Source organism: Chromohalobacter sp. (genome assembly GCF_039830575.1).
Classification (GTDB): Bacteria; Pseudomonadota; Gammaproteobacteria; order Pseudomonadales; family Halomonadaceae; genus Chromohalobacter; species Chromohalobacter israelensis.
On the sequence record NZ_JBDOOX010000009.1, the window covers coordinates 174,458 to 193,684 of the forward strand.

General features: G+C 63.8%; 18 protein-coding genes. 7 read left to right on the forward strand and 11 right to left on the reverse strand.

Annotation, left to right across the window (positions count from 1 at the left end):
• The first annotated feature begins 15 nt into the window (after positions 1-15).
• From dnaB to ABGX75_RS07840, 4 genes are all read left to right on the forward strand, one after another.
• Entirely contained in the window at positions 16-1,404 is a 1,389-nt protein-coding gene (gene dnaB / locus ABGX75_RS07825; protein WP_011506195.1) for a replicative DNA helicase, read from the forward strand.
• 67 nt (positions 1,405-1,471) lie between these two features.
• Complete coding sequence (locus tag ABGX75_RS07830; RefSeq protein ID WP_011506196.1) at positions 1,472-1,771, forward strand: hypothetical protein; 300 nt, start codon at positions 1,472-1,474, stop codon at positions 1,769-1,771.
• 98 nt (positions 1,772-1,869) lie between these two features.
• Positions 1,870-3,654: a bifunctional diguanylate cyclase/phosphodiesterase gene (locus ABGX75_RS07835; protein WP_347410678.1), complete on the forward strand. Its 1,785-nt coding sequence runs from the start codon at positions 1,870-1,872 to the stop codon at positions 3,652-3,654.
• 201 nt (positions 3,655-3,855) lie between these two features.
• Positions 3,856-4,158: a DUF6482 family protein gene (locus ABGX75_RS07840; RefSeq protein WP_011506198.1), complete on the forward strand. Its 303-nt coding sequence runs from the start codon at positions 3,856-3,858 to the stop codon at positions 4,156-4,158.
• A 132-nt stretch (positions 4,159-4,290) separates the two neighbouring features.
• Here the strand turns inward: ABGX75_RS07840 and ABGX75_RS07845 are convergent, their stop codons facing one another.
• Positions 4,291-5,865 carry a cryptochrome/photolyase family protein gene (locus ABGX75_RS07845; RefSeq protein ID WP_347410679.1) on the reverse strand — a complete coding sequence of 525 codons (1,575 nt, stop codon included), beginning with the start codon at positions 5,863-5,865 and terminating at the stop codon, positions 4,291-4,293.
• Between the two features lie 107 nt (positions 5,866-5,972).
• Between ABGX75_RS07845 and hemH the strand changes: the two genes are divergently transcribed.
• Positions 5,973-6,959 carry a ferrochelatase gene (hemH, locus tag ABGX75_RS07850; protein ID WP_035411246.1) on the forward strand — a complete coding sequence of 329 codons (987 nt, stop codon included), beginning with the start codon at positions 5,973-5,975 and terminating at the stop codon, positions 6,957-6,959.
• Positions 6,960-7,028: 69 nt separating this feature from the next.
• Here the strand turns inward: hemH and ABGX75_RS07855 are convergent, their stop codons facing one another.
• The 7 genes from ABGX75_RS07855 to ABGX75_RS07885 all read right to left on the reverse strand — a co-directional run bounded on the left by ABGX75_RS07855 (position 7,029) and on the right by ABGX75_RS07885 (position 13,123).
• Positions 7,029-7,427, reverse strand: a complete 399-nt coding sequence (locus ABGX75_RS07855) for a Na+/H+ antiporter subunit G (protein ID WP_035411243.1) — start codon at positions 7,425-7,427, stop codon at positions 7,029-7,031.
• Between the two features lie 12 nt (positions 7,428-7,439).
• Positions 7,440-7,709: a K+/H+ antiporter subunit F gene (locus ABGX75_RS07860; RefSeq protein WP_035411240.1), complete on the reverse strand. Its 270-nt coding sequence runs from the start codon at positions 7,707-7,709 to the stop codon at positions 7,440-7,442.
• Positions 7,703-8,200, reverse strand: a complete 498-nt coding sequence (locus ABGX75_RS07865) for a Na+/H+ antiporter subunit E (protein ID WP_011506203.1) — start codon at positions 8,198-8,200, stop codon at positions 7,703-7,705. The genes ABGX75_RS07860 and ABGX75_RS07865 overlap by 7 nt, the downstream gene beginning before the upstream one ends.
• On the reverse strand, positions 8,197-9,711 hold the full coding sequence (locus ABGX75_RS07870) for a monovalent cation/H+ antiporter subunit D (RefSeq protein ID WP_035411234.1): 1,515 nt from the start codon (positions 9,709-9,711) through the stop codon (positions 8,197-8,199). Before ABGX75_RS07870 ends, ABGX75_RS07865 begins: the two co-directional genes overlap by 4 nt.
• Positions 9,708-10,058 carry a Na+/H+ antiporter subunit C gene (locus tag ABGX75_RS07875; protein WP_011506205.1) on the reverse strand — a complete coding sequence of 117 codons (351 nt, stop codon included), beginning with the start codon at positions 10,056-10,058 and terminating at the stop codon, positions 9,708-9,710. The genes ABGX75_RS07870 and ABGX75_RS07875 overlap by 4 nt, the downstream gene beginning before the upstream one ends.
• Entirely contained in the window at positions 10,058-12,856 is a 2,799-nt protein-coding gene (locus ABGX75_RS07880; RefSeq protein ID WP_179152708.1) for a monovalent cation/H+ antiporter subunit A, read from the reverse strand. The genes ABGX75_RS07875 and ABGX75_RS07880 overlap by 1 nt, the downstream gene beginning before the upstream one ends.
• Positions 12,857-12,946: 90 nt before the next feature.
• Positions 12,947-13,123 carry a hypothetical protein gene (locus ABGX75_RS07885; RefSeq protein ID WP_156961503.1) on the reverse strand — a complete coding sequence of 59 codons (177 nt, stop codon included), beginning with the start codon at positions 13,121-13,123 and terminating at the stop codon, positions 12,947-12,949.
• A 370-nt stretch (positions 13,124-13,493) separates the two neighbouring features.
• Here ABGX75_RS07885 and ABGX75_RS07890 point away from each other — a divergent pair, with 370 nt between their 5' ends.
• The gene (locus ABGX75_RS07890; protein ID WP_347410680.1) at positions 13,494-14,786 is read left to right on the forward strand and encodes a lytic murein transglycosylase; all 1,293 of its coding nucleotides are present in this window, start codon (positions 13,494-13,496) and stop codon (positions 14,784-14,786) included.
• 9 nt (positions 14,787-14,795) lie between these two features.
• Here ABGX75_RS07890 and ABGX75_RS07895 read toward each other — a convergent pair whose 3' ends face one another.
• The 3 genes from ABGX75_RS07895 to ABGX75_RS07905 form a co-directional block, all read right to left on the reverse strand.
• Entirely contained in the window at positions 14,796-16,148 is a 1,353-nt protein-coding gene (locus tag ABGX75_RS07895; protein ID WP_110061466.1) for a methyl-accepting chemotaxis protein, read from the reverse strand.
• Positions 16,149-16,359: 211 nt separating this feature from the next.
• Positions 16,360-17,682: a PAS domain-containing methyl-accepting chemotaxis protein gene (locus ABGX75_RS07900; protein WP_347410681.1), complete on the reverse strand. Its 1,323-nt coding sequence runs from the start codon at positions 17,680-17,682 to the stop codon at positions 16,360-16,362.
• A 205-nt stretch (positions 17,683-17,887) separates the two neighbouring features.
• Complete coding sequence (locus tag ABGX75_RS07905) at positions 17,888-18,598, reverse strand: 16S rRNA (uracil(1498)-N(3))-methyltransferase (protein ID WP_011506210.1); 711 nt, start codon at positions 18,596-18,598, stop codon at positions 17,888-17,890.
• 116 nt (positions 18,599-18,714) lie between these two features.
• Here ABGX75_RS07905 and phaR point away from each other — a divergent pair, with 116 nt between their 5' ends.
• On the forward strand, positions 18,715-19,170 hold the full coding sequence (gene phaR, locus ABGX75_RS07910) for a polyhydroxyalkanoate synthesis repressor PhaR (RefSeq protein ID WP_011506211.1): 456 nt from the start codon (positions 18,715-18,717) through the stop codon (positions 19,168-19,170).
• Positions 19,171-19,227 lie beyond the last annotated feature (57 nt).

Sequence of the window (19,227 nt, forward strand, 5' to 3'; positions counted from 1 at the left end):
GGTCAGGAAACGAGCATGAGCGAATACGTCGAGCACGACCAGGAAACCGCTGCCCTCAAGGTACCGCCGCACTCCCTGGAGGCCGAGCAGTCGGTACTGGGGGGGCTGATGCTGGAGAACAGCGCCTGGGATACCGTCTCGGAGCGTCTCTCGGCCGACGATTTCTATCGCTACGAGCATCGACTGATCTTCAACGCCATGGCCCAGCTCGCCGATGCGGGCCATCCGCTCGACGTGGTCACGCTGTCCGAAGCGCTGGAAAATCGCGACCAACTGGAAAGCGTCGGCGGTCTGGCGTATCTGGCCGAACTGGCACGCAACACGCCTTCGGCGAGCAACATCCGCGCCTATACCGATATCGTTCGCGAGCGGGCGACCCTGCGCAAGCTGATACAGGCCGCTCATCAGATCGCCGACGGGGCGTTCGCGCCGCAGGGGCGTCCCGCCGATGAACTGGTCAACGAAGCCGAGCGTCTGGTCTTCCAGATCAGCGAGGATCGTCCCAAGACCGGCGGTGCGATCGGCATGAGCGATCTGCTCAGCAAGGCCGTCGATCGCATCGACGAACTGTTCAACATGCAGGGTGAGATGACCGGCCTGTCGACCGGCTTCCGGGATCTCGACGAGATGACCTCGGGGCTGCAGCCGTCTGACCTGGTGATCATCGCCGGCCGGCCGTCGATGGGCAAGACGACGTTCGCCATGAACGTGGTCGAGCATGCGGTCATTTCCAGCGACAAGCCGGTGGTGGTGTTTTCCATGGAGATGCCCGCCGATGCCCTGATGCTGCGCATGCTCTCGTCGCTGGGACGCATCGACCAGACCCGAGTGCGTACCGGCCAGCTCGAGGACGAGGATTGGCCACGTCTGACCTCGGCGGTCAACCTGCTCAAGGACAAGCAGTTGTTCATCGACGACACTGCCGGCCTCTCGCCCAACGAGATGCGGGCGCGGACGCGGCGTCTGGCACGCGAGCACGGCAACATCGGGCTGATCATGATCGACTATCTTCAGCTCATGCAGATTCCGGGATTCTCCGAGAACCGCACCGGCGAGATCTCGGAAATTTCGCGCTCGCTCAAGGCCCTGGCCAAGGAGTTCAATTGCCCGGTGGTGGCTCTCTCGCAGCTCAACCGCTCGCTGGAGCAGCGTCCCAACAAGCGTCCGGTGATGTCCGACCTGCGCGAGTCGGGGGCCATCGAGCAGGATGCCGACCTCATTGCCTTCGTGTATCGCGACGAGGTCTATAATCCAGACAATCCCGACAACAAGGGGTTGGCCGAGTTGATCATCGGCAAGCAGCGTAACGGGCCGATCGGTGCCGTGCACATGGCCTTCATCGGCAAGTACACCCGCTTCGAGGACCTCGCGCCGGATAGTTACGGCCAGCACATGGGCGAGTGACGACGGCGCGGGCAAATGCACGGGGTATGCCTTATAATGCCCGACCCGCAAGTGAACAGGAGGGGAGATGGCGAGCGGATTTCAACGTGGCAAGAAGCGGACCCCGAAACTCGAGGGGCGTGGCCAACTGGAAAGCGTCGAGCGTGAAGGGCCGTTCAAGGAGTGGTTGGGGATGCCCGATCTCTACCGTTATACCCTGGTCGTCGACGGTACCACCTATAGTTATCAGACCGAGGACGCCGAGCTGCCTGTCTCGGTGGGCGATCGTGTGGTCTTCCGCTACAAGGAAACCCGCGCGGGCAACTGGGTCGACCGCAACTCGCTGGGCGTAGCGATCGACCCTTCCACCTACCAGCGCGATTCGTGATGCGCTGATCCGGCTGGGTGTCGAGGCGGCGCGGTCGGCGCGCGCCTCGGCATGGCCGGTGTCACATGAACGTCATGGGGAATTGGCCTAATGGGGCCATGACCCATCCGTGCCCTCCAGCTTCCACTACCGAGGCGACCGATCCGAGTCTGTCGGCCATCGTGCGGGAAGGGCGTATCGACGTCCATTTTCAGCCGATCGTGGCCATTCGGTCGGGGCGTGTCTTCGCCTACGAGGCATTGTCGCGTGGCCCGCGCGATACCGTATACGCGCATCCGCTGACCATGTTCGAGGCGGCACGCAAGCAGTCGCTGCTCGCCCCGCTCGAAGCGGTATGCCGTCATCGTGCGATCACGGCCTGGGCCGACCAGGAGCTCGATGAACTGTTGTTCATCAACGTGTCGCCGGAAGTCCTGCTCGATCCAAAACACCGCAGTGGCGAAACCCTGCGCCTGTTGACGCGACTCGGCATTCCGCCGCATCGCTTGGTGATAGAGCTCACCGAGCAGTCCCCGGGCATCGATCCCGATCTCATGGCGGAAGCCGTGCGTCACTATCAATCGATGGGCTTCACGATCGCGCTGGACGATCTGGGCGAGGGGTATGCCAGCCTGCGTCTGTGGTCACAGATTCGCCCCGACTTCGTCAAGCTCGATCGACATTTCGTCAGCGAGCTGGATCGCGATCGCGTCAAACGCCGGTTCGTGAGGGCGTTTCTGGACGTTGCCCATGGCATGGGGTCGCGTGTCATCGCCGAAGGCGTGGAGCGGGAAGAAGAGCTCGATTGCCTGCATGCACTGGGGGCGGATTACTATCAAGGCTGGTTGTTCGCGCGGCCGTCGCCGACACCGAAAGCCACGCGTCTTGAGTTGAACGAGCGCCTTGCCCAGCTGGCCGCACGGCAAGAAAGCCCGCTGCAGGAGTGTGTGGCGCGACATGTCTGCAAGTGGCAGCCTGCGCTCGCCATGACGGTGACCGTCGCCGAAGCGAGCGAACGCTTCAGTGCCGCGCCGGACGTGGCAGCGATGGCCGTGGTGGACGACCAGGAAATGCCCATCGGCGTCTTGACGCGTGAAGCGGTGATGGCGCTGGTGGGCAAGCGCTTCGGCTTCGACCTGCACGGTCGCGACCCCGTGACCAGCGCGATGCACGTGGCGCCGCTGTGCGTCGAGGTCACGGAGCCCCTCGACCAGGTATCGCGCAAGGTGACGGGACGCGACAGCGACCAGCGCGCCGAGCCTTTCGTCGTCACCCAGCGCGGCCGCTACGTGGGCATGGGACAGATCGTGGCATTGCTGCAGCAGATCACCGAGCAGAAGGTGGCGATCGCGCGTCAGGCCAATCCCTTGACGCAATTGCCGGGCAATGCGCCCGTGCGTGCGGCGCTGGATGCCTTCGTTCGTTCGCGGAAATCCTTCGTGGCCTGCTATCTCGACCTCGATCACTTCAAGCCGTTCAACGACCGCTTCGGGTATGCCCTGGGCGACCAGGTGTTGCTGGATGTCGCCGGCACGCTGGGCGAGGCCAAGGGGGCGCATGATTTCCTGGGGCATCTGGGCGGCGATGACTTCGTGCTGTTATTGGCGCCTCGAGAACGGCTGCAGCGTTTCCTGGCGGCGATTCAAGCGGAGTTTTCGGCGCGTGTCGCCTCGCGGGTGCCGGCTGCCGTGGTCGAGGAGGGCGGTTTCACCGCACAGGACCGCTTCGGGCAACAACGCTTCTTTCCGCTGCCGCGGCTCACGGTGGCGGCCTTGAACGTGCCGGGCGGGCTGGCCCCCCAGAGTTTCGGCGATTGCTGGGGACCGCTCAAGCAAAGTGCCAAGCGTACCGAGAATGGCCGCCTGGTCGTGCGCATGCGGGGAGAAACCTTCGCCGCGTCGTGATGTCGGAGAGGAAGCATCCCGCATCGTCGTCAAGGTTCGTGTCATCAGTGGTGCGTCCGGCAAGACGCGCCGCGCGTTCCGTTCCATACTCATGGATACATCGCGCATCGACACATTCTTGTCATCGAGAACCGTCACGCTGAGCGTGCATCGTGGATGCACGATGGACAAGCATCATCATTACCTGCCACAGGAGGCAACATGGATATCAAGGAACTCAAGCACTTCGTGCAAGAGAAGGACAATTTCGAAATTCGCGTCATCAGCCACGCGGGGAGCCGCTTGTACCGGGTCGACGTGGAAGACGTCGAAGGTCAGCACCATCCGCTGACACGTGGCGGCAAGCCGATGCTGTTTCGTGCCCTGGACGACGTCTATGCCGAGCTCAAGCGCGCCGGCGTTCACCGCGCCTATCTCGTGCAGTGGGTCGCCCATGACGAGGCCATCGGCCGCGAACCGAATTACCAGTCGCCATTGACCTCACGCATGCCGCTGGTGTTTTGACCCCATAGGCGACTGCACTCCACGCTGCCGTTGCGACGGCCTCATTCACCCCACGTTGCGTTTCCCTTATCCGCCCGGCGACATGCCGGGGCCTGGGTGCCGAGGCACCGGGCATTTTCCTCCCCTCGAAGTTCACTCGCCGTAGTCGCTTGCATGCTGGCCTTGCCCGTAAGGTGGCGTCCATGTCAGCGAGTCGAGAAACGTGTCCGCCTGTTGGCGTAACGCCTGGCGCTTGTGCGCCGACATCTTGTCGAGCGTGCCGTATATGACCCGCATGCGGGGATTGTCGGCGAGCTGGTCGGCATGATGCTCCAGGAAGCGCCAGTACAAGGCGTTGAAGGGGCAGGCGTTCTCGCCCACGCTCTGGCGCGGGTCGTAGCGACATTGGGCGCAGTGATCCGACATGCGGTCGATATACTTGCCCGAGGCGCAATAGGGCTTGGAGCCCAGGTAGCCGCCGTCGGCGTGCAGCACCATGCCCAGCGTATTGGGCAGCTCGACCCATTCGCAGGCGTCGGCGTAGACCGCGAGGTACCAATCGCACAAGGCCGCGGGGCGAACGTCGCAGAGCAGCGCGAAGTTGCCCGTGACCATCAGGCGCTGGATGTGATGCGCATAGGCATTGTCGTGGGTCATTTCGATGGCGCGCTGCAGGCAGCGCAGGTCGGTATCGCCGTCCCAGTAGCACCGGGGAAGCCCGCGGGTGGCGCCGAGCTGGTTCTCGCGCTTGTAGGCGGGCATACGGTGCCAATAGATGCCGCGAACGTATTCCCGCCACCCCAGTATCTGGCGAATGAAGCCCTCCACGGCGTTGAGTGGCGCCTCGCCACCTTGCCAGGCGTCCTGTGCCGCCTCGCATACCTCGCCGGGGGACAGCAGGCCGATATTGAGTGCAGCGGAGAGCCTGGAGTGAAAGAGATAGGGCGCCGTATCGCTGATGGCATCCTGGTAGGTGCCGAACGCCGGCAAGGCCCGGGCGACGAAGTGGCGCAGATCGGCAAGGGCCTGGCGTCGGGTGACGGGCCAGTTGAAGCCCTCCAGGCGTCCGACGTGATCGGCGAAGCGTTTCTCGACGAGTGCCAGCACCTCCCGGGTGACGGCATCCTGGCGATGGCGAGGCGGCGAGGGTGGGGATGGCGCGTCATCGATGGGAGCACGATTGTCGCGGTCGAAATTCCACTGCCCGCCGACCGGTGCGTTGCCGTCCATGAGCAGCCCGGTGCGTCGACGCAGCATGCGATAGAAGTCCTCCATGCGTGGCCGTTTGCGGCCTTCCATCCAGGCATCGAAATCGCGGTGGGAGCAGAAGAACCGGGTGTCTTCGACGATGCGCCAGCGTGGCGTTCGATCCTGCGTCTGCCGCGCCTCCATGGCCTTCAGCAGACGCCACTCTCCCGGCCGGGTCACGTGAATCTCGTCGCAGCCGTGCCGTTTTGCCAGACGTTCCGCCTCTGCGATCAGCGAGTGCCGGTTGTCGGGATCGTCGAGGGTCGAATAATGCACGCGATACCCCCGCTGACGCAGCTCGGCGGCGAAATGTCGCATCGCGGCGAGCATCATGGCGATCTTCTGCGGGTGATGGGGGACGTAGCGTCCTTCTTCGTCGACCTCGCAGAGAGCGACCATCGCCCCTGGCGGCGCATCCTGCAATGTGGGCAGCGTCAGGCTGAGCTGGTCACCGAGCACGAGTCGCAATGACTTGGACATGAGTTATCCAGATGTTGTACAAATCGTCTTCATAGTATAACGCGATAAGCATAATATGCCCGTCGCTTGTTACACTGCCTGACACGGTCTTTTATAGGAGAGGTTTCATGGGGTCAGCACCCTTTGGTGTCATGCTCGTCAATCTTGGCACGCCCGAGGCCCCCACCACGTCGGCGGTACGTCGCTATCTGGCAGAGTTCCTGGGTGACCCGCGCGTCATCGACCTGCCGCGCGTCAAATGGTTGCCGATCCTGCACGGGATCATCCTGCGCATACGGCCGCCGCGAGTGGCCAAGGCCTATGCTTCCGTGTGGCAGGACGAAGGCTCGCCGCTGCTCGCCATCGGGCGTCGCCAGCAACGCGCTCTCAAGGCACGCCTGGCGGCGCGGCTGGGGACCGACATTCCCGTCGAGCTGGCGATGACCTACGGCAAGCCGAGCATGGAGGAGGCCGGCCTGGCGCTGCGCGATGCCGGTGTCGAGCGCATCCTGGTGTTGCCTCTGTACCCGCAGTACTCCGCCACGACGACCGGTGCCGTCTTCGACCGTCTGGCGCGTGCCTTGTCGCCCTGCCCGCATCTGCCGGAGCTGCGTTTCGTGCGGGATTACCACGATCATCCGGCCTACATCGAGGCACTGGCGGAAAGCATTCGCGAGCACTGGGCGACGCATGGCCGGCAACCGCGCCTGTTGTTCTCGTATCACGGCATTCCCAAGCGCTATGCCGAGGCGGGCGATCCTTATCCGCGTCACTGCGAGACCACCAGCCGGCTGGTCGCCGAGGCGTTGGGGCTCGAGCCCGAGGCGTGGCAGCAGACCTATCAATCGCGCTTCGGGCGCGAGGAATGGCTCAAGCCGTATACCGACGACACGCTGAAAGCCTGGGGCGCCGAGGGGCTCGAAGGCGTCGATGTGATCAGCCCGGCCTTCGCCGCCGACTGCCTGGAAACGCTGGAGGAACTGGAGGTGGAGAATCGCGGCTACTTCACCGAGGCGGGCGGCGGTGACTACCGCTACATCCCTGCGCTCAACGACCGTGCCGCGCATATCGACATGCTGGCTTCACTCGTCGAGCAGCACACTCAAGGCTGGTAGGTCATCGGAGCTGGCCGGCAACGCGCCCGGGCGGGTCTACCGCTCGGGCGCGTTCACGTGAGGGGTGGGTCAGGGAAGCTTCGAATCGCCCTGCGGGGCTTCCTCGATGCTGTGCTCCTCGTCTTCCTGCAGTTCCTGGGGATTGCCGCGCGTACGAGGATCGCGAGCGAGCTTCTGGTGCAAGGCGCTCTTGCTCAGCATGTGCGCCGAAACCGGTGCGGTGATGAACAGGAAAATGGTGATCAGCAGCTCCTGCAGGCTCGGCCCGGCATCCAGCAGACTGAAGTAGGCGATGGATGCCAGCAGTATGCAACCGACCCCCAGCGTGGAAATCTTCGACGGACCGTGCAGACGCATGTAGAAATCCTTCATGCGCGTCAGGCCCAGCGATCCGATCAGCGCGAAGATGCTTCCGGCGATCAGGAAGAAGGCGATGACGCCTTCCATCACGGTATATAAAGCGATCATGCGTTGCCTCCGCTATTCAATGATATCGCCGCGCAGCAAGTACTTGCAGACCGCCACGGTACTCACGAAGCCGAGCATCGCGATGAGCAGCGCTGCCTCGAAGTAGGTCCGGTGGCCCAGCCAGATCCCGAAAAGCACGATCAGGGCGATGGAGTTCACGTACATGGTGTCCAGCGCCAGTATGCGGTCGGGCAGGCTAGGGCCGATCGCGACCCGGTAGAGGTTGAGCAGGATCGCGATCGCAAACAGCACCGCGCTGACCTTCAGAGCGAAATCTAGCATTCGAAGATCTCCTTGAGCGGACGTTCGTAACGCTCATGGATATGACGAATCATGTCGTCGATATCGTCCACGTCCAGGGCGTGAATCAACAGCGTCTTGCCATCCATGCGCAGATGGGCCGACACCGTGCCGGGCGTCAGCGTGATGGTGCTGGCCAGCATGGTGATCGTGAAGTTTTCCTGGAGCTCCAGCGGGTACTCCACGAATGCCGGACGCGCCCGCCCGCGGGGATCGAGAATGACCTTGGAGGCTTCCAGGTTGGCAATGATGATGTCGAGCAGGACGCGAAAGAAGTAGCGCACCAGGAGAAAGGGCTTCTTGACCCGGGGCTGCGCTTCCCAGAAAGGCTCGGTGATCACCGGAATGACGATCGCCAGCACCCCGCCGAGCAGCCAGTGTCCCAGGGCGACGCTGTTCATCAGCAGCAGCCAGACGACCAGCAGCAAGACGGACAACAGTGGCATGGGGAGCCACTTGCGAGGACGAATCATGCGTCACCTCCCGTCGCCCCGCGGGCGATGATGGCCTGCACGTAGGCGTCGCGATCGAGCAGCTGCGCCGCGGTGGCCTGGGTGAATTGAGTGATCGGACCGGCGAACGCCACCATGAGCGGCGCACAGAGGATCAGCATCAAAACGCCGGCGCCGCGCAGCCTGCCAAGCGAGCTGCCGGTGCGCTCGCCCGAGGCACGCCAGAAGATGGTCGAGCCGGTACGCGAGAGTGCGATCAACGACGCGAGGCTGCTGATCAGCAGAATCGGCCACAGCCAGACCTGTTGGGCCGGGGTGGCGGCCTGCAGCAACAGGGCCTTGCCGAAGGCGCCCGACAGCGGCGGCAGCCCGGCCATGGCGATGGCACCGGCAAAGAAGAGCAGGCCCAGGATGGCCGGCTGCCCCAGCGTGCGCGACTGCACGATGCGTGCCCCTGCCTTGCCGCGTTGCTGAGCGATGGCATCCACCAGCAGGAACATGCCGCCGCTGACCAGCGTGGTGTGAATCAGGTAATACAGCAGCGCGCCGAGGGCCGCTTCGCTTTCCATGCCGACGCCGGCCAGCAGCGTGCCCACGGAAATCAGGATCAAGTAGGCGACCTGGGTGCGCATGTCGCGTGCCGAGAGTACGCCGACGGCACCCAGCGCCAGGGTCGCGAGTGCCAGCCACCACACCCAGGGGGTTGCGAGGTTGGCCAGAAGACCGGCTTGTTCGCCGAAGATCAGCGTATAGACGCGAATGATCGCGTAGACACCGACCTTGGTCATGATGGCGAACAGCGCCGCGACCGGCGCGGGTGCGGCGGCATAGGCCCGTGGCAGCCAGAAATACAGCGGCAGCATGGCGGCCTTGAGCCCGAACACGATCAGCAGCAGCAGGGCGCCTGCCTTGACCAGCCCCACGTCGCCGGCATCCAGGGTCGGAATGACCGCCGCCATGTCGGCCATGTTGAGGGTTCCCGTGGTGCCGTAGAGCACACCGAGCGCGATCAAGAACAGCATCGACCCGAGCAGGTTGAGCGCCACGTAGTGGAAGCCGGCGTGGGTGCGTGCCTTGCCGCCACCATGCATCAACAGGGCGTACGAGGCGATCAGCAGCACCTCGAAGAACACGAACAGGTTGAAGGCGTCGCCGGTCAGGAAAGCGCCATTGATCCCCATCAGCTGCAACTGGAACAGCCCATGGAAGTTGGAGCCCTGCTCGTCATCGCCGGCGCAGGCATAGAGCAGGCTGCCGAGCGCGAGGATGGCGGTGAGCATCACCATCAAGGCGGACAGTCGGTCGAGCACCAGGATGATGCCGAAAGGGGGTTGCCAGTCGCCCAGGGCGTAGTAGCGGATCACGCCATCGCTGCTTTCGGCGACCAGCAGAATGCCCACCACCACCAGCGCCGCCGTGGCGATCACGTTGGTGGTGCGACGCAGTGTCAGCGCGCCGCCGCGATGGATCAACAGCGTGACCCCGGCCAACAGGGGCAACAGAACCGGCAGGATGATCAAGTGCTGCATCAGGACTTGTCCTCCCGCGGCTCGTCGATACGGTTGCCGTTGACGTGGTCGCTGCCCACGTCGCCGCGCACGCGCATGGCGAGTATCACCGAGAACGCGGTCATCGCGAAGCCGATGACGATCGCGGTCAGCACCAGAGCCTGCGGCAGCGGATCGGTATAGCCGCCGCCGCTATCATTGATCACGGCGGCGCCGTCCGTGGTCAACCCGCCGGTGGAAAACAGGAAAAGGTTGACGGCATAGGACAGCAACGTCAGGCCGACGACGACGGGAAAGGTACGTCCGCGTAGCGACAGGTACAGCCCGCTGGCGGCCAGGATGCCCGTGGTGGTCGCGAATAGCGCTTCCATCACGCTTTCTCCTTCTGCTTGGAGGGACGGTGCGGCGTGGTCACCTTGCCCAGGTTGGCAAGGATCATCAGCGTGGCACCGACCACGGTAAGGTAGACACCGAGATCGAACAGCATGGCCGTGGCCAGCTCCACGTCCCCGATCAGCGGGATATGGAAATGGCCGAAGGCCGAAGTCAAGAACGGATAGCCGAAGACCCAACTGCCCAGCCCCGTCAGCGCAGCGATGGCCACGCCGGAGACGGCTATCGGCTGATACTGGAACGACAGCCGCTGCTGGGCCCATTCGACGCCGTGCGCGATGTACATCAGGATCAGCGCCACGGCCGTGACCAGGCCGGCGATGAAACCGCCGCCCGGCGCATTGTGACCGCGCAGGAAGATGAACACCGAGACCAGCAGCGCCATCGGCAGCAGGGTCTGGGAGACCGATGCCAGGATCATCGGGTAACGATCCGGCGACCACGGCCGCCCTTCGCTATCGCTGGAGGGCATGAACAGACGCAGGCGATTGAGCAGCTTGTAGATTCCGATGCCGGCGATGCACAGCACGGTGATCTCGCCCAGGGTATCGAAGCCACGGAAGTCGACCAGGATCACGTTGACCACGTTGTGGCCACCGCCGCCGGGCACGCTGTTGTCGAGGAAAAAGTCGGAAATCGAGGTCAGCGGCCGGGTCAGCAGAGCATAGTTGAGGCTGGCCACCACACCGCCGAAGCCTGCCGCGAACAACACATCGCGCACGATGCGTGAGGCGCTCGACTCCTTGGGCGTCTTTTGCGGCAGGAAGAACAGCGCCAGCATCAGCAGGATCACGGTGACCACCTCGACCGCGAGCTGGGTAAGCGCCAGGTCGGGTGCCGAGAAGCGGGCGAACGCCAGTGACGCCATCAGGCCGACCACCGAGAGCATGATCAGCGAGATCAGGCGGCGGCGATGCAGGAAGGCGGTCCCCAGACCGGCGAAGCAGGTGATGATGGCACCCACGGTGACCATGGGGTCGGCCGGTTGCATGGCGACATCGCCCTGCAGGGTATCGATACTCATCAGCCCCATGCCAGCGACGCCCAGGGCACTGATCACGACCCACAGCATGTAGCGTTGCAGGGAACCGTTCTCGAGGGTGTCGATGCACCATTGCGTGAACCGCACCAGGCGCTGCACGGCACCTTCGAAGATCGTCAGCGAGTGCCGCGAGGGGAACTGGCGATGGAAGGTGAACAGGTGCTGACGCAGCAGATAGACCGCGATGCCGCCGGCCAGGGCGATGGCACTCATCAGCAGCGGCAGGTTGAAACCGTGCCAGATGCTCAGGTGCAGCTCGGGAGCGGCGCCGACAAGGGCGGCATCGGCGGCGGCGGTCAGCAGGTCAGTGGTGGTCAGCGCCGGCAGGATGCCCACCACCACGCAGATGATCGCCAGGATCAGAATCGGCAGGCGCATGGGGAAGGGCGCCTCGTGAGGCGTCTTCTCGAGCTCGCGCGGCTTGCCGTCGAAGAAGGTATTGCGAACGTAACGCAGCGAATAGGACGCCGCCAGGATGCTGCCCACCGTGGCCAGGGTCGGAATCAACCAGGCCAGCCCGCCGAGCAAGGATGTCCCGAGGGTTTCGGCGAGCATCATCTCCTTGGAGAGGAAGCCATTGAACAGCGGCACGCCGGCCATCGACGCTGCCGTGATCGCCGCCAGTGCGGTGGTCATCGGCATGTAGCGCCACAGGCCCTTGAGCTTGCGAATATCACGCGTGCCGCACTCATGGTCGACGATGCCCGCGGTCATGAACAGCGCCGCCTTGAAGGTGGCGTGGTTGAGAATATGAAAAAGCCCCGCGACGACCGCCATTCGGCTATCGAGGCCGAACAGCATGGTGATCAACCCCAGGTGACTGACGGTCGAATAGGCGAGAATGGCCTTGAGGTCGAGCTTGATGAGCGCGAAATAGGCACCGTAGAGCATCGTCACCAGGCCGGTCAGGCTGACCAGATACAGCCATTCCTGTGAACCGGCGAGTGCCGGGTGCAAGCGCGCCAGCAGAAAGACGCCGGCCTTGACCATGGTGGCCGAGTGCAGGAACGCCGACACCGGCGTCGGGGCGGCCATGGCTTGTGGCAGCCAGAACTGGAACGGGAATTGTGCCGACTTCGTGAACGCGCCCAGCAGAATCAGCAGGAGCGCCGGCAGATACCGGGGGTCGTCGAGGATGACGTCACGACTGTCGAGCACCGTCTGCATGTCGAAGGTGCCGACGATCTGGCCGATCAGGATCAAGCCGGCGAGCAGCGCGAGTCCCCCCATGCCGGTGACGGCCAGCGCCATGCGGGCGCCCTTGCGTGCGGCCGATTGATGATTCCAGAAGCCGATCAGCAAGAACGACGACAGGCTGGTCAATTCCCAGAACATCCACAGCAGGATGAGGTTGTCGGCCATCACGATGCCCAGCATCGCGGCCATGAACAGCATCAGGAACGCGTAGAAGCGCGGCATGCTGTCCGCCGTGGACAAGTAGTGCCGGGCGTAGAGGATGATCAGCAGGCCGATGCCGAGAATGAGCAGCACGAACATCAGCGACAGGCCGTCCAGCCGCAGGGCGAGGTCCAGGCCCAGTGCCGGCACCCACGAGAAGGCCAGGCGAGGGACGTCGCCGGCGAGCACGCCGGGCGCCTCGCGCAATGCGATCAGCAATGCGACGAGCGGCATGGCGGCGGTCAAGAGTGCACATTGATGACGTCGGTGATTCGAACTCAACAATGGCAACAGACTGCCGAGCAGCGGCAGTAGCACGATCAGTAGCAATGACATGCAACTTGCTCTTGTCGTTTGGAATTTGGGGGCACCCGATACCGCCGGGCGGAGGCTCGGATACGAGTATGGACGGAGGTGGCGCGAACGTCAGTCGCGAAAAGCGGGGGGATCCGTCAGGTACGGGCGTCTGACGCCGCGCGGGGCGAGCATCCAGGCGGGGGTGCGGTCGGTTGCATCGCCGGCTGGCAAGAGTGACAGACGATGGGCACCGTAATGGCAGGGCGCGCGCAACGGCAGATAGCCGTGCAGGTGATGTCCTGTCATGGTGTCTCTCCTCCTTCGGGACGCTTCGGCGCGGGGCTGTGCGTACAGCGGCTTGTATTGCTTGATGTTTGGTTGCGTCGGGCGCCAAAACGAGATGATCGATCGAATGTACCACGCCGCTTCCCACCCCCGCTATAGCTTGTGTGGCGAAAGATGCAGCGATGCATGTTTCAAGGCAGGTCACGGCATCCCCGGCTGACGATCCTTGGCGCGGAGTCGTCGGAAAGCGGCTCTCGAGACTGGTGACCGCCGCGCTGGCTGAGTAGCATGAGCGCATGCCGGCACGCGATGCCCGCCGGTGTGCCACGGCGGCGCGTTCCTGCAAGATACGCGCCGTCATTATCGTCGTCACAGGATCAAGGACCGACACATGAAACGACCCTTTTGCAGCCTCGCATTGGGCCTTTGCCTGGCGGGATGCCAAGGCGTGGCGACCAGCGATGCCGCCTCGGTCGACACCGCCGACGCTGCGCCGTCGTCCAGCAGCGCGCCGACGACCGTCAGCGAAGGCCAGGTCGCCTCCCGGGACGCGCATCAGGACTTCGCCGCCTGGGTTGCGGCGTTTCGTCAGGAGGCCGCGAGCGCCGGTATCGACGAGGTCACGCTTGCTGCCGCCTTCGATGGGGTGAGGTTCCAACCGCGGATCATCGAGCTCGACCGTTCTCAACCGGAATTCAGCAAGCGGGTGTGGCGCTACCTGGATACGGCGGTATCCGAGCAGCGCGTTCGCCAGGGACGCGAAAAGCTCGCTGCGCACCGCGCCGCCGCGATGCGCGCGGAAAAGCGTTACGCCGTACCGGCCGAAATCCTGACCGCGATCTGGGGCGTGGAGAGCAATTACGGCAGCCATTTCGGCAGTTTCTCGACCATCGATGTCTTGTCCACGCTGGGGTACGAGGGGCGGCGTCAGGCGTTCGCCCGCGAGGAACTGCTGGCGGCCCTGGAGATTCTGCAAAGCGGTGACATCGACCGCGATCACATGCGCGGCTCCTGGGCAGGTGCCATGGGGCACACGCAGTTTCTGCCGTCGAGTTTCCTCGCCTATGCCGTTGACGCCGACGGTGACGGTCGTCGCGACATCTGGGGCAGCATCGATGATGTCATGGCCTCGACAGCGCATTATCTCGAGGAAGCCGGCTGGCAGGCGGGACAACCCTGGGGGGTGGAGGTCATGCTGCCCGACGGGTTCGATTATTCGCAGACCGAGCTGTCGGTGCGTCATTCCAGCGCTGCATGGCGGGCACAGGGCGTGACCGCACGCGAGGGAGCCTTGCCGACGTTCGATGCGGCCTCGGTGATCGCCCCGGCGGGCGCGCGTGGCCCGGCCTTCCTGGTGGGGCCCAATTTCCGCGCCATCATGCGCTACAACGCGTCGACCAGTTACGCCCTGGCGGTCGTGACGCTGGCCGAGCGCATCGCCGGCGGCGATGGTATTCAAGGCAGCTGGCCCCGTGAGGTCGAGCCGTTGTCGCGTACCCAGATCAAGGAAATGCAACGTCGCCTCAATGCTCTGGGCTTTTCCACCGGCGGCTCGCCGGATGGCATCGTGGGGCCCAATACCCGCAAGGGGCTGCGCGCTTATCAACGCAGCCAGGGCGCCATACCGGATGGCTTTCCCACGCCTGCACTGCTCGAGGCACTGCGCGACGCAACCGCGCGGTAAGCGTATCGCTCAGGCGGTCGCCGGCAGAGGTGCCGCGATCGCCTGCGGCGCTGGAGGGAGCGGCTCTTTTCCTCGATCGTCGTCCAGTGTCGCGGAGAAACGCTCGATGGCGGCCACCACTTCATTGGCTCCCTGACGAATGCGCTGAATCGTCCTGCCGGCCTCTTCCGCACGCCGCACTCCGCTTTCCACACCGCTAAGACAATCGCGCATCCCGGCATCGGCATGCTGGGTCAGCTCACGCAGGGTATCGGTCGTCGACACGATGTCGCGGGTGGCGTGCGCCGTGCGGGTCGAGAGCGCACGCACCTCGCGGGCGACCACCGCGAACCCTCGGCCATGTTCTCCCGCGCGTGCCGCTTCGATGGCGGCATTGAGTGCCAGCAGATTGGTCTGCTCGGTGATTTGCTGAATATTCTCGATGACCGCATTGATGTCCTGCGAACGCCGTGTGAGTTCGTCGATGACGGTGGAGGTCTGGCGAATCCGCGCCTCGATGTGGCGGATTTCCTCGACGGCCTCGCCGATGATGCGTGCGCCGTCGGTTGCGCTGACGTCAGTGTCGGTGGAAATGCGATAAGCCATGCGGGCGCTGTCCGATTCCGCCTGATGGCGCTCGATGCGCTGGGTGATATCGGTGGCGAACTTGATGATCTTGTACAAGTTTCCGTCACCGTCGAAAACCGGGTTGTAGGTGGCCTCGAGCCACAGCGTCCGTCCCCGGCTATCGAGGCGCTTGAACTCGCCGGCAATGAATTCTCCGGCATTGAGACGCGTCCAGAAGTCTCGGTATGCCTGGCTGCTGGCGTACTTGGTCTCGCAGAAAAGACGATGATGTGCCCCCACGACCTCTTCGAGCCGATATCCCACGGCCGCCAGGAAGTTGGCGTTGGCAGTCAGGATATCGCCCGCGGGCGTGAATTCGATGATGGCCGTCGAGCGATCCAGGGCATCGAGGCGGCTGCGCATGTCGTTCTCGGCACGCACCTTGTCGGTGATGTCGCTGGCTGTCTTGACCACGCGCTTGACCTCTCCCGAGCGCCCGATGATCGGCGTATACGAGGCTTCAAGCCAGACAGTCCGTCCTTCCTTGCCGATGCGCTTGTAGCGCCCGGTCATGTGCTCGCCATGCGCCAGACGCCGCCAGAAGTCGCGGTACTCGGCGCTTCGTGCGTGAGCCGGTTCGCACAGCAGGCGATGATGCTGCCCTTGAAGATCATCGAGACGGTATCCCGTCATCTTCAGGAAATTCTCGTTGGCATCGAGGACCGTTCCGTCCGGATGGAAGTGAACGATGGCGGTGGCGCGATCGAGTGCCTCGAGCGTGGCGGTGTCGCGGCGATGCTGGCGGAAACGGATCATGGAACCTCCATGTCATGGATGGTGAAAGATTCGTTACTGAATGTTTACTTTTGTTGCAGAATACCTGGCTGTGGTGAGAAAGCGAGCAGATTTATATGTACAATAGTTGTACATTAAAGATGGTGATGTCCAGTTTTTAAGCGCGCAGCATCGTCGGCCCACCACCTTGCGGTGATGGGCGGTGCGTGGAGAGGGGGGAAGGAGGCGAGAGTCAGGCGTGAGCGGCGTGCGATGTGGTGGAGGCGTGATCGGCGTCGAGGTGGTGCCGGGTAGAAGCGACATGGGCAATGGCGCTGACGACGTCGTTGGCCCCGGCACGAATTTTATCGATGGCGTGTCCTGCTTCCCCCGCCATGCGGACGCCGTTCTCCACGCTGCCCAGGCAGGCCTGCATGCCACCGTTCACTTCCTGGGTGAGATCGCGCAGGCTGGCAATGGTGGCGGTGATGTCGCGGGTGGCTTGCGAGGTGCGTATCGACAGCTGGCGTACTTCGTGGGAGACCACCGCGAAGCCACGACCATGCTCGCCGGCGCGTGCCGCCTCGATGGCGGCGTTGAGCGCCAGCAGATTGGTCTGCTCGGCGATGTCGTGAATGCTTTCGATCACCGCGTTGATGTCGGCGGAGCGCTGCTCGAGGGTTGCGAGCTGTTGCGACGTGGTGGCGACTTGATCGGCGATACGCCGAATCTCGGTGACGGTGTCGTTGATGATGCGCGAGCCGTCGTTGGCGGAGGTTTCCGTGTTCGACGAGATGCGATAGGCCATGCGCGCGCTTTCGTCTTCTCGCGTCACGCGGTCGGTGATGTCGGTGGCGAACTTGACCACCTTGTACAACCGCCCCTCGGCATCGAAGACCGGGTTGTAGCTCGCCTCGAGCCACAGTGTCCGGCCTTGCCGGTCGAGACGCTGGAACTGCCCCGACAGGAACTCACCGGCGTTCAGATGAGCCCAGAAATCGCGGTATTCCTGGCTGGCGGCATAGTCCTGCGCGCAGAAGATCCGGTGGTGGACGCCGCGGATCTCGTCGAGGGTGTAGCCCACCGTGTTCAGGAAATTGTCGTTGGCAGTCAGGATGTGCCCGTCCGGCGTGAACTCGATGACCGCCATGGCCCGGTCGATGGCGTTGAGCCGACTGTTCATCTCCTGTTCGTCGCGCACTCGTGCGGTGATATCGGTCGCTGTCTTGACCACGCGAACCACCTTGCCGTGACGGTCGCAGATCGGACTGTACGACGCTTCCAGCCAGAGAGGCTGGCCGTCCCGGGTCCGGCGCTTGAAGCGCCCGGCAATGAATTCGCCTTGCCGCAGCCGCTCCCAGAAGGCTGCATACTCGTGGCTCGCGGCCAGATCGGGGGCGCAGAGGCGACGATGATGCTCGCCGATCAGGTCATCGGCACGATATCCGGTGGCCTCGAGAAAGTTGGCATTGGCAGAGAGAATGCGACCCTCGGGCGAGAACTCGATGACGGCCATGGCGCGGTGAATGGCGTCGAGCACGGTGGCATGGGGCGGCGGCGAACGGAATAAGGCCATCTCCTGCGTTCCTTTTTTTCTTGGTCGAACTCTGGGCGAGTCGCTGGTGATTCAGAGGATGCTTGCATGGCACGTCGAGTTGCTGACGGCATTGCAGCCAGTATCGACAGTATTGGACGAGCTTTTAGGCAGGAACCAATCCGGTGCGTGAATAAGCAAACCGAAGACAAGTCAGGAGAGCGAGCCGCACGGAAGGCTCGTCCGGCTAGAAAAGTCGTGCGAGCAGCGCGGTCACGGCGGTTTCTACGCGCAGGATGCGCTCGCCCAGGTGGACGCCGGTGAAGCCCAGGGCCTGCAGGCGTTCGACTTCGTAAGGGATGAAGCCTCCCTCGGGGCCGACTGCCAGCGTGACCGGTTCGGCGAGGCCTCGCGGGCAGGTCTCGGCCATGCCGGGGTGGGCAATCAGGGCACGGCGGCCGGCCAGTTGCCCAGGAAGGCGGTCCTCGATGAACGGCTTGAAACGGGGCTCGAAATCCAGATGCGGCAATTGCGTATCGCGAGCCTGCTCGAGACCGAGCAGCAGGTGATGCCGGATCTTCTCGGGCCTGAGCTCGGGGGACTGCCAGTAGCTTTTTTCGACGCGTCGAGTATGCAGCAGCGTCAGGCGTTTCACGCCCAGGGCGGTGACATGTTCCAGGGTGCGTGCCAGCATGCGGGGGCGAGGCAACGCCAGCAGCAGATGCACGGGCAGGGGCGCGGGGGGATCGCGGTCCAGGTGGATCTCGAAGACGGCGCCGGCGGCATCCAGCGACAACAGTCGGCCGCGCCCCCAGCGACCGCCCAGAAGGCCGACGCTGAGTTCGTCGCCGGGTTCGGCGCGTTGCACGTCGCGCAGATGACGCAGGCGTTCGGGGTCGCTCAGACGGACGTGTCGGGTGTCGAGTCGATCGCGGTCGTCGAACAGAATGAGGTTCATGTGGGCTCCACCAGTGGTGGGCACATTTTACTATCGTGGTCGTGTGCTGTCGCGGCTGGCTTGCGCTGGGCGGTCGTCGGTGCACAATGCAATAAAGCCACCGTAAGGAATCCGCCGTGCGCGTGATACGCAAATATGCCAATCGGCGACTCTACGATACGCAGCAGAGTCGCTATGTGACGCTGGAAGACTTGCGCCACCTGGTGCTCGAAGAGGAAGCGTTTCGGGTCGAGGATGCCAAGAGCGGCGAGGATCTGACGCGTACCATCCTGCTGTCGATCATCACCGAGCAGGAGCAGCGTCACGACAACGACGCCGATGTCTTCTCCAACGCGCTGCTGGAGCAATTGATCCGTATCTACGCCATGGCGCAGCCCTTGCCGCTGGCGCGCTATCTCGAACAGGGCACGCAATTGATGCTGGAGCAGCAGCGTCGCATGCAGGATCAATGGCAGCAGGCGATACGCCACTCGCCGGTGGAGACGATGCGCGAGCTGGCCGAGGACAACCTGCGTTTCTGGCAGCGCATGATGCGCCAGCACCAGACGCGCGACGACGACACCGAGCGCTGAGGGCTGGTCTGTCGCGGCGCGCGCTTTCTGACATAATAGTCGGATCATTTTCGTCAT

Excerpts from the sequence above, each read along its gene's own strand:
- dnaB (WP_011506195.1), top strand. The coding sequence starts at position 16 with ATGAGCGAATACGTCGAGCACGACCAGGAAACCGCTGCCCTCAAGGTA.
- ABGX75_RS07830 (WP_011506196.1), top strand. The coding sequence starts at position 1,472 with ATGGCGAGCGGATTTCAACGTGGCAAGAAGCGGACCCCGAAACTCGAG.
- ABGX75_RS07835 (WP_347410678.1), top strand. The coding sequence starts at position 1,870 with ATGACCCATCCGTGCCCTCCAGCTTCCACTACCGAGGCGACCGATCCG.
- ABGX75_RS07840 (WP_011506198.1), top strand. The coding sequence starts at position 3,856 with ATGGATATCAAGGAACTCAAGCACTTCGTGCAAGAGAAGGACAATTTC.
- ABGX75_RS07845 (WP_347410679.1), bottom strand. The coding sequence starts at position 5,865 with ATGTCCAAGTCATTGCGACTCGTGCTCGGTGACCAGCTCAGCCTGACG.
- hemH (WP_035411246.1), top strand. The coding sequence starts at position 5,973 with ATGGGGTCAGCACCCTTTGGTGTCATGCTCGTCAATCTTGGCACGCCC.
- ABGX75_RS07855 (WP_035411243.1), bottom strand. The coding sequence starts at position 7,427 with ATGATCGCTTTATATACCGTGATGGAAGGCGTCATCGCCTTCTTCCTG.
- ABGX75_RS07860 (WP_035411240.1), bottom strand. The coding sequence starts at position 7,709 with ATGCTAGATTTCGCTCTGAAGGTCAGCGCGGTGCTGTTTGCGATCGCG.
- ABGX75_RS07865 (WP_011506203.1), bottom strand. The coding sequence starts at position 8,200 with ATGATTCGTCCTCGCAAGTGGCTCCCCATGCCACTGTTGTCCGTCTTG.
- ABGX75_RS07875 (WP_011506205.1), bottom strand. The coding sequence starts at position 10,058 with ATGGAAGCGCTATTCGCGACCACCACGGGCATCCTGGCCGCCAGCGGG.
- ABGX75_RS07880 (WP_179152708.1), bottom strand. The coding sequence starts at position 12,856 with ATGTCATTGCTACTGATCGTGCTACTGCCGCTGCTCGGCAGTCTGTTG.
- ABGX75_RS07885 (WP_156961503.1), bottom strand. The coding sequence starts at position 13,123 with ATGACAGGACATCACCTGCACGGCTATCTGCCGTTGCGCGCGCCCTGC.
- ABGX75_RS07890 (WP_347410680.1), top strand. The coding sequence starts at position 13,494 with ATGAAACGACCCTTTTGCAGCCTCGCATTGGGCCTTTGCCTGGCGGGA.
- ABGX75_RS07895 (WP_110061466.1), bottom strand. The coding sequence starts at position 16,148 with ATGATCCGTTTCCGCCAGCATCGCCGCGACACCGCCACGCTCGAGGCA.
- ABGX75_RS07900 (WP_347410681.1), bottom strand. The coding sequence starts at position 17,682 with ATGGCCTTATTCCGTTCGCCGCCGCCCCATGCCACCGTGCTCGACGCC.
- ABGX75_RS07905 (WP_011506210.1), bottom strand. The coding sequence starts at position 18,598 with ATGAACCTCATTCTGTTCGACGACCGCGATCGACTCGACACCCGACAC.